Origin of the sequence: Bacillus sp. 1NLA3E, assembly GCF_000242895.2 — a bacterium.
GTDB lineage: Bacteria > Bacillota > Bacilli > Bacillales > Cytobacillaceae > Bacillus_BU.
This window is the reverse complement of record NC_021171.1, coordinates 1,029,948-1,044,901: the sequence shown is the minus strand read 5'-3', so window position 1 is coordinate 1,044,901 and position 14,954 is coordinate 1,029,948. Positions and strand designations below refer to the sequence as shown.

Annotated in this window: 14 protein-coding genes; 3 read left to right on the top strand and 11 right to left on the bottom strand. The window is 38.2% G+C overall.

Annotated features, from left to right (window positions below; genetic code table 11):
• Positions 1-8: 8 nt before the first annotated feature.
• The 4 genes from B1NLA3E_RS05125 to argC are packed head-to-tail and all read right to left on the bottom strand — an operon-like array spanning position 9 to position 4,243.
• Positions 9-1,172, bottom strand: coding sequence for an acetylornithine transaminase (locus B1NLA3E_RS05125; RefSeq protein ID WP_015592778.1), 1,164 nt, complete (start codon positions 1,170-1,172; stop codon positions 9-11).
• A complete protein-coding gene (gene argB, locus B1NLA3E_RS05120) occupies positions 1,169-1,942 on the bottom strand; it encodes an acetylglutamate kinase (protein ID WP_015592777.1) in 774 nt (257 codons plus the stop codon). The genes B1NLA3E_RS05125 and argB overlap by 4 nt, the downstream gene beginning before the upstream one ends.
• A gap of 18 nt (positions 1,943-1,960) precedes the next feature.
• On the bottom strand, positions 1,961-3,193 hold the full coding sequence (gene argJ, locus B1NLA3E_RS05115; protein ID WP_015592776.1) for a bifunctional ornithine acetyltransferase/N-acetylglutamate synthase: 1,233 nt from the start codon (positions 3,191-3,193) through the stop codon (positions 1,961-1,963).
• A 15-nt stretch (positions 3,194-3,208) separates the two neighbouring features.
• A complete protein-coding gene (gene argC / locus B1NLA3E_RS05110) occupies positions 3,209-4,243 on the bottom strand; it encodes an N-acetyl-gamma-glutamyl-phosphate reductase (RefSeq protein WP_015592775.1) in 1,035 nt (344 codons plus the stop codon).
• 317 nt (positions 4,244-4,560) lie between these two features.
• Here argC and B1NLA3E_RS05105 point away from each other — a divergent pair, with 317 nt between their 5' ends.
• The gene (locus tag B1NLA3E_RS05105; protein WP_015592774.1) at positions 4,561-5,253 is read left to right on the top strand and encodes a Crp/Fnr family transcriptional regulator; all 693 of its coding nucleotides are present in this window, start codon (positions 4,561-4,563) and stop codon (positions 5,251-5,253) included.
• A 67-nt stretch (positions 5,254-5,320) separates the two neighbouring features.
• On the opposite strand, the gene B1NLA3E_RS05100 is transcribed toward B1NLA3E_RS05105, so the two are convergent.
• The 3 genes from B1NLA3E_RS05100 to B1NLA3E_RS05090 all read right to left on the bottom strand — a co-directional run bounded on the left by B1NLA3E_RS05100 (position 5,321) and on the right by B1NLA3E_RS05090 (position 7,964).
• Positions 5,321-6,040 (bottom strand): YwiC-like family protein, encoded by a 720-nt coding sequence (locus B1NLA3E_RS05100; protein ID WP_015592773.1) that lies wholly within the window; start codon positions 6,038-6,040, stop codon positions 5,321-5,323.
• A gap of 126 nt (positions 6,041-6,166) precedes the next feature.
• Entirely contained in the window at positions 6,167-6,733 is a 567-nt protein-coding gene (gene mobB, locus B1NLA3E_RS05095) for a molybdopterin-guanine dinucleotide biosynthesis protein B (RefSeq protein ID WP_015592772.1), read from the bottom strand.
• Positions 6,699-7,964, bottom strand: a complete 1,266-nt coding sequence (locus tag B1NLA3E_RS05090) for a molybdopterin molybdotransferase MoeA (RefSeq protein ID WP_015592771.1) — start codon at positions 7,962-7,964, stop codon at positions 6,699-6,701. Before B1NLA3E_RS05090 ends, mobB begins: the two co-directional genes overlap by 35 nt.
• 288 nt (positions 7,965-8,252) lie before the next feature.
• On the opposite strand from B1NLA3E_RS05090, the gene ric reads away from it, so the two are divergent.
• On the top strand, positions 8,253-8,948 hold the full coding sequence (gene ric, locus B1NLA3E_RS05085; RefSeq protein ID WP_015592770.1) for an iron-sulfur cluster repair di-iron protein: 696 nt from the start codon (positions 8,253-8,255) through the stop codon (positions 8,946-8,948).
• Positions 8,949-9,218: 270 nt separating this feature from the next.
• On the opposite strand, the gene moaA is transcribed toward ric, so the two are convergent.
• Positions 9,219-10,235, bottom strand: a complete 1,017-nt coding sequence (gene moaA / locus B1NLA3E_RS05080) for a GTP 3',8-cyclase MoaA (protein ID WP_015592769.1) — start codon at positions 10,233-10,235, stop codon at positions 9,219-9,221.
• Positions 10,236-10,558: 323 nt separating this feature from the next.
• On the opposite strand from moaA, the gene B1NLA3E_RS05075 reads away from it, so the two are divergent.
• A complete protein-coding gene (locus tag B1NLA3E_RS05075; protein WP_015592768.1) occupies positions 10,559-11,257 on the top strand; it encodes a Crp/Fnr family transcriptional regulator in 699 nt (232 codons plus the stop codon).
• 87 nt (positions 11,258-11,344) lie between these two features.
• Here the strand turns inward: B1NLA3E_RS05075 and B1NLA3E_RS05070 are convergent, their stop codons facing one another.
• From B1NLA3E_RS05070 to B1NLA3E_RS05060, 3 genes are all read right to left on the bottom strand, one after another.
• Positions 11,345-12,478 carry a TIGR04053 family radical SAM/SPASM domain-containing protein gene (locus tag B1NLA3E_RS05070; protein WP_015592767.1) on the bottom strand — a complete coding sequence of 378 codons (1,134 nt, stop codon included), beginning with the start codon at positions 12,476-12,478 and terminating at the stop codon, positions 11,345-11,347.
• Positions 12,479-12,617: 139 nt separating this feature from the next.
• The gene (locus tag B1NLA3E_RS05065; RefSeq protein WP_015592766.1) at positions 12,618-13,745 is read right to left on the bottom strand and encodes an ABC transporter permease; all 1,128 of its coding nucleotides are present in this window, start codon (positions 13,743-13,745) and stop codon (positions 12,618-12,620) included.
• Positions 13,738-14,949 carry an ABC transporter permease gene (locus tag B1NLA3E_RS05060; RefSeq protein WP_015592765.1) on the bottom strand — a complete coding sequence of 404 codons (1,212 nt, stop codon included), beginning with the start codon at positions 14,947-14,949 and terminating at the stop codon, positions 13,738-13,740. Before B1NLA3E_RS05060 ends, B1NLA3E_RS05065 begins: the two co-directional genes overlap by 8 nt.
• Between the last annotated feature and the right edge of the window lie 5 nt (positions 14,950-14,954).

Below are 14,954 nucleotides of genomic sequence, written 5' to 3'. Positions count from 1 at the left end.
TACTAATTTTATGCTTTAACAGTACTTTCAGCCACTTTTTTCATAAAAGTAGCTAAACACTTAACAGCTTCGTCCATTTCAGCTACTGTAGCCGTTAATGGTGGTAATAAACGAATTACTTTTTCACCTGCTTGTAATACAATCAGTCCGTTATTTCGAAGTTCTGCGAGTAACGGCGCTACACTAAAGTTGCACTCAATCCCGATTATGAGTCCAAGTCCGCGAATGTCATTTACGATTGGTAATTTACCAAGCTTCTCTTTTAATTGATTTTGTAAGTACTGACCTTTTTCATTAACTTCTATTAAGAATTCCTCTTGAAAAATCGTGTCCATTGTGGCGATTGCAGCGGCAATGGAAACTGGGTTCCCGCCAAAGGTAGAACCATGACTACCTGGTCCAAAATGTGTCCCGAGGTCTTTCTTACCAATTACAGCGCCAATTGGGAAGCCACTTCCTAAACCTTTAGCTGAAGTTACGATATCAGGTTGAAGTCCAAAATGTTGAAAAGCAAACGGTTTGCCAGTTCGACCAAGTCCAGTTTGAATTTCATCAATCACTAACAATGCACCGTATTGCTTGCAAAGGTTCTCGACATCCTTAAAGAACTGTTGATCACCTACATGTATGCCGCCTTCTCCTTGAACTACTTCTAGCATGATTGCTGCGACATCATCACCCATAACGCTTTTTACAGCTTCTATATCATTATATGGAACATAAACAAATGTTTCGAGCATTGGCCCATAACCATGCTTAATTTTTTCTTGACCAGTTGCTGACATCGTAGCAAAAGTGCGCCCATGGAAAGAATTTAAGAAGGTAATGATTTTTGTTCTACCTGTTGCTTTTCTTGCAAGTTTAATGGCTCCTTCATTTGCTTCCGCCCCACTGTTTGAGAAGAAAACGAGATCCATTCCTGCACCCTGTGCTAAAGCAGTAGCCGCTTTTTCTTGGTTAGAATTTGCAAAGAGATTCGAGACATGCCAAAAATGGTCCAATTGTTGTAAAACAGCATCTTGAACATTTTTCGGTCTATGCCCTAAATTGCACACACCAATTCCAGAGGTAAAATCCAAATATTCCTTGCCATTAATATCGGTCATCCAGCAACCTGCAGCAGATGCAGGCTCTATTTCCCAACGGCCGTATGTTTGAAATAAATTGCTCATTTTATCATCGGCTCCTTTTTCGAAATACTTGTACCACGCCATTCACCATTAAAGTAAAATTGGTTTTTCCCGGATACAATCATCACGCTTTCGACCCCTTTTTCGACAGCTGCAAGAGCAGACTGAACCTTTGGAATCATTCCACCGCTAATTTCTTCACTCTTTATATATGCGTTTATTTCATTCTCAGTTAGTTTCGGAACGAGCGATCCTTCAATCAATACTCCATCTACATTCGTTACAAATAGACATTGCTCAGCATCTAGAGCTTTAGCCACTGCCGCTGCTGCGTAATCAGCATTGATATTTAATTTTTCACCCTGAGCTGATATCCCAACTGGAGTAATCACAGGGATGAAATCTTCATTTATTAAAATTTTTAAAAGATCAACATTCACATTGATAATCTCACCAACGAATCCAAGTTCTTCTTGATTAATGAAAGTTGCCATAAGTAGTTTTGCATCACTTCCATTAATTCCTATCGCGTTGAACTGATTCATCTCCAGCAATGAGACTAGCTTTCTATTTGTTTGACCTGAGAGAGTCATTTCAACAATTCTCATTGTATCTAATCCAGTTTTCCTCAGTCCATTACAAAACTCGGGTTTAACGTGATATAAGGCCAACATGTCGTTTATATCAGGTCCACCACCATGAACAAAAACAAGTTTGTACCCCTGTTTTTGTAGCTCAGCTAGACTTTCAAAAAAGGATGCAGACAATTCATCTAATACACTTCCACCGCATTTCACAACGACAATCTTCATTCTACTCTCTCCCTAGCATTACGATCGATAACTGGCATTAATTTTGACGTAATCATAGGATAAATCACAACCCCATGCTTTCCCATTTCCATCTCCATAATGGAGGTCAACAAATATTTGAATAAAATCCCCACTTAAATATTCCTGAGCCTCTGCCTCGGAAAATTTACAAGGTTCACTATTTTCTAACATTTTAATCGATCCAAGTGCTATATCAACTGTGTCCGGGTTAAGACTTGCATGAGTCTGACCGATTGCACAGATAATTCTTCCCCAATTGGCATCCGCACCAAAAATAGCTGTTTTTACCAAATTAGAGCCAATTATTTGTTTGGCTACCCAACGTGCTTCATCGTTGCTTATAGCCCCGTTCACGACAACTTCAACCAATTTAGTTGCCCCTTCTCCATCCTTAGCGATTTGTTTAGCTAAGCTTTCACAGCCCATTGCTAACAGCTGCACAAATGTCCCCCACTCTGGATGTTCAGGAGTTAACGGATAATTTTCTGCCATTCCGTTGGCCATGACAAGAACTGTATCGTTGGTTGATGTATCCCCATCAACAGTTATTTGATTAAAGGTTTGATCTGTTACTGATTTTAAGGCAAGTGATAAATACTCTGAAGAAATAGCCGCATCTGTCGTTACAAATGCTAACATAGTTGCCATATTTGGGTGAATCATGCCTGATCCCTTTGCAGTTCCGCCAACATGGACCGTCTTTCCATCAATAACAGCTGCGTAACCGCATGTTTTCATGACCAAATCTGTTGTTAAAATCGCCGTTTGAAAAGCCTCAGCATCCTGAATCGTTTTTCCAGGCGTGACAAGTGCCATCCCTTTTGCTACTTTCTCCATATCTAAATATTCACCAATGACACCAGTAGAGGCTACAGCAACATGCTGTTCTTTTACCCCTAATTTCTCAGCGGCCAAGGCTCTCATCTTTATGGCATCCGCATAGCCTTGTTTACCTGTACAAGCATTTGCACAGCCACTATTTACGACAACTGCTTGCAGAATCCCTTCGCTTGCGATGCTTTCCTGAGTCACCTTAATAGGCGCTGCTTGAAATTGATTGGTTGTATATACAGCTGCACAACTAGCCATTTTTTCACTATAGATGACACCTAAATCTAACTTGGTATAACGAATTCCAGCGGCTACCGCTGCTGTTTTGAATCCAAGTGGTGTAAGAATATTTCCGTCTTCAACTTTTTTGATTTTATCTATTTCAGATAAAATTTGCATTTGTGTTACTCCTCCTTAAGGGAACAAGGGGATAAACTCTAATCCCATTCTCTCATCTAATCCGTTCATTAAATTTGCGTTTTGAATCGCCTGGCCCGCTGCACCTTTAATCAAATTATCTATCACTGATACAATTGTTAATCTACCAGTTCGTTCATCTACATCTAAACCAATATCACAATAATTTGAACCGCTCACATCATTTATCGCCGGGAAATTCCCTTTTGGCCTTACTCTTACAAATGGACTATCCTTATATATCTCTTGATATATTTCAATAACATTTTCAGTACTTATCGCTTTAGTTAGTTTTACGTAAATCGTTGACATAATCCCCCTTGTAATCGGTAACAAGTGAGTACTAAAACTAATAGGTGCTACAGAATGATTCCATTCCTTTAATTGCTGCTCTATTTCAGGGATATGCTGGTGTTGATTCACTTTATAAATTTTTAGATTTTCATTAATTTCTGAGAATAAAAGATTCTTCGAAGCCGATCTACCCGCTCCTGAAGCACCAGATTTTGCATCAATGATAATTATGTTTGGATCAATGATATTTTCCTGTACAGCAGGTGCAAGACCAAGTAAAGTTGCTGTTGGAAAACAACCTGGATTTGATAATAATCTAGTTTCCTTTATTTTTGACCTATTCCATTCAGTTAAACCGTACACTGCTTTAGAAAGTAAGTCATCATTTACAGGCTCGTGTTTATACCATTTTCGGTATTCATCACCATCAGTTAACCTCAAATCTCCAGATAAATCAATAATTTGAATCCCTGTTTCCACAAAGGCTGAAACAAGTTTGCTAGAAACTCCAGATGGAGTTGCAAGAAACACAATGTCTGAATGCTTGGCAATGTCTTCAGGGTCAATATTTTTCAGTGTTATATCTGTTAGTCCATTAAGGTTGGGAAATTCCTCAACTAATGGAATTTCGTCTCGTGTCGTATGAACTGAATGTATATTGAATACAGGATGTTGATACAATAGACGAAACAGTTCACCACCGCCATATCCTGTTGCCCCTATAATAGATACATTCATTTTACTCCTCCTAAAATCATGCATAAATAATCATATCTTTTTATAATTATAAGTTATTGATTCTACTATTATAAAAACTTAACAAGATAAAATCAATAACTTTTTAATATTGTGTGAACGTATATCAGATAGATTGATTATTTATTACCGTTTACAATATAATTATGTTAAAATAGCACAAAATTTTTTTATGAATTGTAATCTGTAAAAGTCTCCTGTTGCAGCTACGTTCATTACTATTTGGGTATAAAAGAATTCCTGCCATACAACAAGTAGTTGAATCGCGATTTAATTCGCATTTAAAAGGTGGTCATTACATGCAAACAATTTTAGATATGTCCGCAGGTCTAACAGAATTGTTTCAATCTATACATCATATACAAAGAATGGAAAAAGGGTCGCTACTTTTTCAAGAGGACTCCTTCACAAATGAGCTTTACATTGTTCAAAGTGGTTTGGTTCAAGTTAGTAAGGTTATTCCTGACGGTCGTGAGCTTACTTTACGCATGTGTTCAAAAGGTGATTTAGTCGGAGAGCTCGCTTTATTTAATTCAACTCAACGGTATTTGTTGAATGGAAAAGTAATCGAACAAGGAGAGGTTGCGGTCATATCTAAGGATCAATTAGAGGAAAATCTTTCAAAAAACCACAATCTTGCCCTTGAATTTATTAAATGGATGAGCCTTCAACATCAAAAAACACAAACAAAATTTCGTGATTTAATTTTACATGGTAAAAAAGGGGCCATGTACTCAACCTTAATCCGCCTTGCCAACACCTACGGTAACAAAAACTCGGACGGTATTACCATTAATATTCCTTTAACTAATCAAGAATTAGCTAACTTTTGTGCTACATCCCGTGAGGTAGTCAATCGCTTGTTAAGTGAACTTAGGAAAAATCGAATTATTTCTGTTGAAAAAGGGCTGATTACGATTTTCGATTTGAACTATTTAAAAGGAGAAATTGATTGCGAAAATTGCCCAATCGAAATTTGTAACATTTCGTAATTATAACAAAGGAGGATGAACCAAGCGTTCATCCTCCTTTGTTGTATACATTAGATTATTTATTCACTTAGAGAAGAATGGCGACAACAATTACCATAAAGAAAATGGCGGCATTCACGATTTCATATATCCCGACTTGCTTTGCAGAGTATGGTTTTCCATACATATAGAGGGCTCGAAATAAGCTAGGGATAAAGGCGATTGCCACTACCCATTCACCAAGTAGTACCCATAGCAATGGCACGACAATATGAAAGATCCAGGAAATCCATTTGAAGGCTTGATTTTTCTTTTCTCGGATCATCGTTTTTACATAAAAGGTGCACCCGGTGAAAAATAACACCGATGCCGCAAATACAAGAATCGTATCTTTACTAATACTTCCAGCGTAAAAATAACTACTTGCTAACCCAGCTATTGAAAAAACAAGGATGGCACTTACATCATTTAAAAAGGCCCGATCCTGATTTTTGCTCGAAAAATAGGCATTAACCATAAAAAACGGAATCATTAGCAGACCAAAATAAATCATGGCTGGTCTTGAATACAAGACAATAAGTAATAAAAGAATGGCAGGAACTATATAAATAACAGCCCATTTTGTATAAAAGGGAATCCTTTTCTTTTTAAATAACAAGAGCAATGGATACGTGGCCAGATATAAAAACAACCAACCAAAAAAGAAAGGAATATGTTGCCATAAAAAACCGGTTGCCGCTACACCAAGCCAAAATGGAATAATCAACATTGCCCATGCACCATGCTGCTTTGGTAAAAATAACTGCATGTTACCCACTCCTTCATCTTTCCTGACTTAACTATATGAAAATACCCATTTTCAATAAGTGAACCTCGTCACACCAAAATAAAAAAATGAAGGCAAAATCCTACATCGCCTTCATTTTGTAATAATTCACTTTGATTGATTTTTTGTTTTTGATAAGGAAATTGTTAAATACTCCAGCAACCACTTTTGACCTTTTTCATCATTAATATGGAAATATGGAATATTTCTTTTTAGATCTGGGATAATTGCTGAATCCCAATAATAGGCCACCACAACATTGTTGATTTTATCCACAAGTTCATGGTCCTTTGGATCTCGTAGCAACAACACCTTGGGAAAATCAGCATGCTTATAACCTTCAATTAAAATAAAGTCGGGCCCGAATGAGGAAAGAAGTCCAATTTGTTCTTCAAGGGGCCAAAATGGTTGCTCAGCATGTAGAATCACACGCCCTTCTCCCTCAACAATGGATGCTACGGCACCCGCGTTAATATGCCGACTGGAATCTTTCCCAGTTAATAAATCAGGCTGACCTCCATGCCCATGGTGTTTTATCGTGACAACCTTCCATTTTTCAGAAGATAATTTCTCTATAAGCTTGGTCAGAAAAGTCGTTTTTCCACTGTTTGAATAACCTACAACTTGGAAAATGACTGGATTACCATGGCCATTTACTTCCGATTGTGTCTTCAAGAAATAAGACCTCCACTTCTGTGCCGGCCTCATAACCCCTCGTTCCCCCCGGTAAGATCATTAATGAATTAGCTCCCGCTAGACTCATCACAATATTTGATTTATCTAAACCGCTCGGTACGACTGTTAAACGACCATTTTTGATCGTTACGGCACTTCTAACAAAGCGCGTAAATGGATTTGCTTTTGGAAAATCCGCCTCTAAAATGGCCATTTCTTTGCGAAGATGTGGTTTTTCTGAGCATAACATCGTGCGAACGATCGGACGAGCAAATAATTCAAAACCGACATAACAAGCAGATGGGTTACCAGATAGTCCAAATAGAAGCTTCCCATTAAATTGGGCCACTGTTGTCACACTTCCAGGTCTCATCGCTACCTTGTTGAAGAGAACCTCGGCACCTAATTTTTCATAAATGGCTGGCATAAAATCGAAATCGCCGACGGAAACTCCACCGGTTGTCATTAGCATATCCACTTTATTTAAAGCTTCCGAAACGGCATTAAAACATGTATCAAAATCATCAGGGAGTTTTCCAAAATAAGCCACTTCAGCCCCTGATCGGTCAATTTGTGCTGAAATCATAAAAGAATTACTATTACGAATCTTACCAGGAACTAAGGGCTCATCCACTTCAAGTAACTCTGTACCTGTCGCAAACAGTCCAATGACAGGCTTTTTGGCAACTGGAACTTTTGCATATCCAAAAGTGGCAAGCATCGCTTGTATCCCTGGATTGATGAGAGTTCCTTTTTTAACGAGGACCTCACCCTCCTTGGCATCTTCCCCCCGGTAAGATACATTATCACCTTTTTTATATGAACGCTTAACAGACATAAATTTTTTCTCTTCCCGCTCAATGTCCTTTGCAAGCTCTAACATTACCACCGCATCACAGTCAGCAGGCATCTGTGCTCCAGTCATTATTCTGACAGCTTGGAATGGCCCTACATGCATAGAGGATATACTCCCTGCCCCAATATGATCGATGACCTCAAATTCAACCGGATTCGTTAAGGAGGCTTCTTTTGAATCCTCAGAGCGAATGGCAAAACCATCATATGGTGCGCGATCAAAATGCGGAACATCGGTTGTTGCTGTTAAATCTTCCGATAAATAGCGATTATGACTTTCAAAAATCGAAACGTATTCTGTTTTACCTTTAATATTAAAATTCATCACTAGCTTAACCGCTTCCGCAATTGGAATCGGGATTCGTCTATCTAACATTCATTTCAGCTCCTATGTATGAGAGTTCACTATTATGTATCAAAAAAAGCTTGTATTACTCAATCTGCCTTTTCATTATAATCTTATCCAAATTGACTGCAACATAAAAAACATCACAAACCTCTAAATCTTAACGTGATAACCTTCAAATTTTTTTCATATCGCCACATGTTTTTTAAAACACTCTTTGAGTGTGATTTATGTCACCAACTCACTTCTTCGTTTCCTTTATGCTAATGATAGAAATAAAAACATTAAACCGATGGAACAAATAAGGGGGAACCAATAATGAGTATGCCTTTCACAGAAGCTTCATTAGTAAGAGATGTTGTCAACGAGATTCCAAAATCAGCTGACCTTTTTAAACGTTATCGAATTGATTTCTGTTGTGGAGGAAATCGTCCTATTTTAGACGCAGCAGCTGAATTTAATATTGATATGGAAACATTAATGGCGGAGTTAGCAGTAGTTTACGAAAAAAGCCAAAACGAACCAACCGACTTAGAGGTATGGACAAATAGTGATTCTAGCACCGTAATAAATCATGTAATTGAACAGTACCACCGCCCGTTACAAGAAGAACTTACCATGTTAAGCCCTTACGTAACAAAAGTGGCTAAAGTGCATGGTGACTCCCACCCAGAACTCCTTAAAGTGTATGAACTCTTTTATGAGTTTAAGAAGGAGCTACTTGAACATACTGCAAAAGAGGAAGCGACCGTTTTCCCAATGCTTTTAAAGCTCGATGAAGCAGAAGGTGAAGAGCGCCAAGCGATGATAAACGAAATAGTAGAACTAGAAAAAGAGCATGATCATGCTGGCAATATCTTAAGAGAATTACGTGAAGTCACTTCAGACTATATCCTTCCAATGGATGCTTGCGGAACCTATACTCTTGTTTACAAACGCCTTGAAACGCTAGAATCTGAAACTTTCATGCATGTTCATTTAGAAAATAATATTTTATTTCCTAGATACCTGTAAATCAACCTATCAAAAGGGCTGCGAATCATATTCGCAGCCCTTTTTTTTGATCTATATTTTTTTAAAATAGGCTCTGTTAAACAAAAATGTTGATTTCCGTTCCCGTCACTCGCTTTCCGCGGGGCGGGCGGTGAGCCTCCTCGGCGCTTAAGCGCCTGTGGGGTCTCACCTGTCCCGCTGCTCCCGCAGGAGTCTTCGTGCCTTCCACTCCAATCAACATTGTGCAAAAAATCAACATTGAGTTTAAACACAACCTTAAAGTAAAAACAATTAACCGCCAATATATGACATTTCGATTTTTTTTCGTGATTTTCGCGTTTCTTCTGTACGTTCATCAGAATAACGATCAGAACGATGATTCCAAATATCCTTGATTCGTGCTTCTAAGTCCTCATCGCTTACTCCGGCTCTCATGAAATCTTTAATATCATGACCGTTACCATTAAATAAACAAGTGAAAACTTGTCCATTTGCAGATAATCTGGCACGAGTGCAAGTTGAGCAGAAGGACTCAGAAACAGAAGTAATAAAACCTACATAAACGTCCGTGCCTTTATAGCGATACCGTTTCGCTACTTCGCCATAATATGCCGCGTCTAACGGTTCAAACTCAAAATGTTCATCTAATATCTCAAAAATTTGTTTTTTGGTAACAACGTCATCCATCTTCCAACCATTTGTGCTACCAACATCCATAAATTCAATGAAGCGCAGCTCTAAGCCTTGTTCCTTACAGAATGTAGCCATAGGAATGATTTCAGAATCGTTTAATCCTTTTTTAACAACCATGTTGATCTTTACGCCAAGACCAGCGTTTTTAGCAGCCTCAATTCCCTTAAGAACCGGACCCACACCAACATTTCTACCATTAATCGAACCAAATAGTTCGTCATTTAAACTATCTAAACTGATATTTACCCTTTTAAGACCAGCTTTCTTTAGCAAAACTGCATACTTGGGTAATAAAACACCATTCGTTGTCAAAGCAATATCCTTAAGTCCACCGATATTGGATAGCATTTCAACCAGTACAGGCAAATCTTTTCGAAGGAGAGGTTCCCCTCCTGTTAAGCGAATCTTTTCAACACCTAATTTGATAAAGATGCTAGCAAGACGATTAATCTCCTCGTATGTCAGCAACTCTGATCTAGGTAAAAAGGCAAAATCCGGACCGAACAACTCTGCGGGCATACAATATTGGCAGCGGAAATTACAGCGATCGATAACGGAAATTCGAATATCACGTAGCGGCCTATCAAATTGATCTTTTACTTGTTGTTTGGTCATATTTTTCAACTCCATATACATAGAAGTCCTTAAAAATATTGTAACAGTGCTAACGATTATTGGACTGTTAATTATCTCACAAAAATAACGTTTCGTATATATTATATTTCTTACATTACATTAGGGACAAATGTTTTCATATTACAATTAACGCTGTTAATATTTTGAATATAATTGTCGAATCTGTGAATTTCCAGTAAAAAAAACCTGAATTAACACGAATTACGACTTGGAAATCTTTCATTTACACTATCTCGATGCTAGAATTAGGGGAAAATAATCGATTTTTTCTAGGTGAATCTCTTTATATAAGGGTGATAATGATGACTAATTCTGTTAAAGCTACCCATTCCATTCAAATAAAAGAATTACTACTTTTTGCAGACCGTACCATCCAAACTAAAAAAGGAACTTATCTGTTCCAAGAAGGGATGCAGGCCGAGGAACTATATGTTGTCATTTCAGGGAAAATTCAAATAAGCAAGATTACCACCGATGGACGTGAGCTTTCATTAAGAATCTGTGGCGAAAATGATTTATGTGGAGAATTAACTTTGTTTACTGACACACCTAAATATCTACTCAGTGCTCTGATTCTTGAAGAAGGAAAAGTTGCAGCCATTAAGAAAGCTGTACTCGAAAAAGAAATTTTTCAAAACAGTGCCCTTGCATTTGAATTTATGAAATGGATGAGTGACCATTTTCGTAAAACCCAAACTAAATTTCGTGACCTTGTGTTGAACGGTAAAAAAGGGGCACTATATTCTACCCTCATCAGAATGACCAATAGTTATGGAATAGAAAAACAAGATGGAATCCTTATTGATTTACCATTAACAAATCAAGAGCTTGCTAATTTTTGCGGAACATCCCGGGAAAGTACAAATAGAATCTTAAATGATTTGAAGCGACATGACATTATCTCTGTAAAAAAAGGGAAAATCTTAGTTCAAGACCTTCAGTATTTGAAGAAAGAAATCGGCTGTGAAAACTGTTCGGCTGTTTACTGTAGTATAGAATAAGAAAAGCACAAGGCACCTTGCGCTATACAATAAATCGCAATTTAATCTTATATAGTTGAAAGAGGTTGGGCTAAGCCCAGCCTCTTTTTATTTTTCTAATACTTCTTCCTTTTTACGCATTGCCTTCGGGATATAAACACAGAATGGTTCACTCTCTAAATAGTCGCCAGTCATCGCATAGGCCCGTGAACGTGAGCCACCACAAACGTGTCGGAATTCACACTGACCACATTTTCCTTTATATTGGTCTGGGTCCCTTAAAGCTTTCATGACTGGAGAATCACGATAGATTTCGGCTAATGGCTGCTCACGAACATTCCCAACTTTAATTGGTAATAAACCACTTGGGTAAACATCTCCAATATGAGAGATAAACATAAAGCCGTTCCCATCATTCACTCCTTTTGGTGCTCTACCTAAACCATCAATAGATCCAGTTAAACCTTGCTGTGTTAATGCATCTAAATATTCGATTTCTTGTGGTTTTTCTTTTGCTTCTTTCATTTTCTGCTGGATCACAACACGGCGATAATGTTGCGCTGCCGTTGTTTTTATATCAAAAGGTACTCGTTTACTTAATTGATATAACCATTGGAATACTTTTTCGTGTTGAACAGGAGAAATCATATCGCTCGTTTGTCCTCTTCCAGTTGGAACAAGGAAAAATACACTCCATAGCACGCACTCAAGGCTTTCCACGACTTTCGCCATTTCTTCCAAATGATCAATATTATATCGTGAAATAACCGTATTGATTTGTACTGGAATTTCTAATTCATGCAAATATTTAATTCGTTCAATCGTTAAATCATATGATCCTGCTGTTCCTCGGAAATGGTCATGGATTTCTGCAGTCGGTCCGTCCAAGCTGAATGCCCAACGAGCAAGACCAACTTCCTTGGCCTTTTCAATTGCTTCCTTTGTGACGTTAGGGGTAGCACTTGGAGTCATTGAAACACGAACACCTTTTTTAACTGCATAGTCTGCAATGTCAAAAACATCTTCTCTCTCCAAGGGATCTCCACCCGTAAATACTAGCATTGGATTATTCATTTCTTTTATTTGGTCAATCAAAGCTTTGCCCTCTTCAAAGGATAACTCCCGTGGATCTCGTCTATATTGTGCTTCTGCACGACAATGTAAACATTTTAATTGGCACGCTCTAGTTAATTCCCATATAACAATAAAAGGATCACGATTAAAATCACGATTAAATCCCATAATTTAGCGCCTCCTAATTTCCAATTCAATCAACTCGCAAATGTATTATATGTCACTTTGAAACTAACAAAAGTGAACTACCTCACATAAATTGATGAAATCCAAGAGACGCTTTATTTTATGGCTAAAATGTGACGGATTATTCGTATTTAACTAGTCGCAATCCTATTAAAAAGAAGAACGCGGTAAAACTTAATAGGGCTAAGGAATCCTTTATTAACGTTTCTGTATGCAAACTCCCACTAATAATTTCTTTAAAGCCCGACATCGCCCAGCTCTGTGGAACTCCTAATGAAATTTTCCGCATAAGCTCCGGCACAATATCAAGTGGCCAATATAAGCCTCCAAGCATACACGTGCTAACAATTAACACAGCGCCAATTGCAGCCGCCTGTTGTTTTGTCTTGACTAGCCCTGCAATCATTAAACCAAAACCAACCACACATAAAATTACGAGGGAAGCGAACGGAATCATATAAGATAAATCTCCCCATGTTGAGTCAAACAAAAGGCTCATCGCTACCATCAGCGTGGCAAACTGAACCCAACCCATCAAAAAATATGAGACTAAATATCCCAGGATGATTTGAAGTTTACTTGCTGGGGTAGTCAAAAGCCTCGACCATGTTCCCCCTTTTCGCTCGTCTAATATGGTTGAAGAAGCCCCTGACAGTCCAAACATCATAAACATAATCGCAAAGCCAACAAACATTAAATTTACCGATTGTTTCAATTCATCATTTTTTTGGACGATTTCCTGGTCGATTTTCACACCTTTACTGCCCGCGACAGCTTTAAGTAAAACTGGGACAGCCTTCTCATCCATCCCTTTTACAGCTTGATAAGAGTTGTTCACCATCCGTGCTGTTCCTTCCAAATGCGGAACCAATCCAAGGTAAGCTTCCGATTTTCTTTGAACGATGGTATCCAACACAGGTTTATTCTCAGTTAATCTTTTTCCAATATCGTCTGGAATGATAATTGCCGCAACAGCATCCTGATTGAGGACATTCTGCTTCGCCTGTTTTTCCGAAACCTTCTTCCATTGATAGTTGTCATTCTTTTCTAACAGGTTTACCACTTGAGAATTTACCTCGCCTTTATTTGTAACAATGTTGACAAGGGGTTTAGTTGTTTCTGAATTTGTCGCCATTCCTCCAAAAATAATGCCAAATACGATTGGTAAAACGAACATAAGCACAATGGAAGATGGGGTCTTAAAGAACTCTTTTAAATGGATCGAAGCAATCGCAAAAATACTACGCATAACTACCTCTCCTTTCGGTTGAAAGGCGTATCAAACCAATAGCAAAAAAGATGAAACCAAGACCAAATGATAAAGCTATAGAAGGAAGAACTTCCAAGAACGAGGACCCCGACATCAGATCCAAATAAGTTTGTAATGCCAGACCATTTGGTAGAATCTTCGTCACCGTTGCCACCCAATCTGGGAAAACATATATTGGGACCATACTTCCCCCTAGTGCTGCCATTATTTGAGTACCTAGACTTCCGGCAACATTGAAGGCCTTTTCTTTCTTGATGAAGGAACCAACTAATACTCCTAGTCCGCAAGCACTTATCACGAAGCTAAAGGTCATTAACATAATCCCAGCAATAGAGTCTCCCCAATCTACTCCGTAAATGAGCTTAGTTCCAATGATAATGATCGTGGCCTGGACTAAACAAACGATAATTAACCCGACCATTTTACCGGCTAGATAATTGCTATAGCTAAGCTTAGAAACAAGTAACCGTTTATATACTTCTTGTTCTTTCTCCAGAATCATCGCCGAAACCCCTTGAACCACGGTCATTAATAAAAACATGACCCCCATGGCTGCTGCATAATATTGAAACGAACCAACTGGTTTTACATCGGCACTGATGGATTGTTCATGAATAAAAGACTTATTTATTTGTTCTTCGGCATTAGGCTGGTTTTTATTTTGGTTTCCGTTAGGTGTAGTACCAGCTTGGGATTGAACTGATTGTGCTAATTTACCTGCCTCGGTTTGAAATGCTACTGTCTGGGTGAACTGATTGATCACACTTTCCACGATTGTTGCTTTTATCCCTGGATTTGGGATGGTAATGAGGTTGACTTTCGATTGTTGTCCCGACATCAATGTGTCCGTGAAATTAGAATCGATCACCATTCCAACAGAAATTTTGTGGTTTTTTATTTGTTCTATCATTTTGTCTTTTTCTAAATATTTAATGCGAACCTGCTTTGATAAACCTTTGGCAAAAACGTCATCAGCTAATACTTTTCCAAGTTGACCTTCGTCTAAATTTACAACACCAAGGGTAAACTTTTCGATGGTAACATCTTCATCACTCATTAAATTCCCAAAGGCTGCCCCTAAAATCGAAATCAACAGAAGTGGCATCATGATGAGGGTCAAAAAAGCCTTTTTATCACGTCCAACTAGCAACAAATCCTTAACAGCAAGCCACCAGAAACCCATGATCA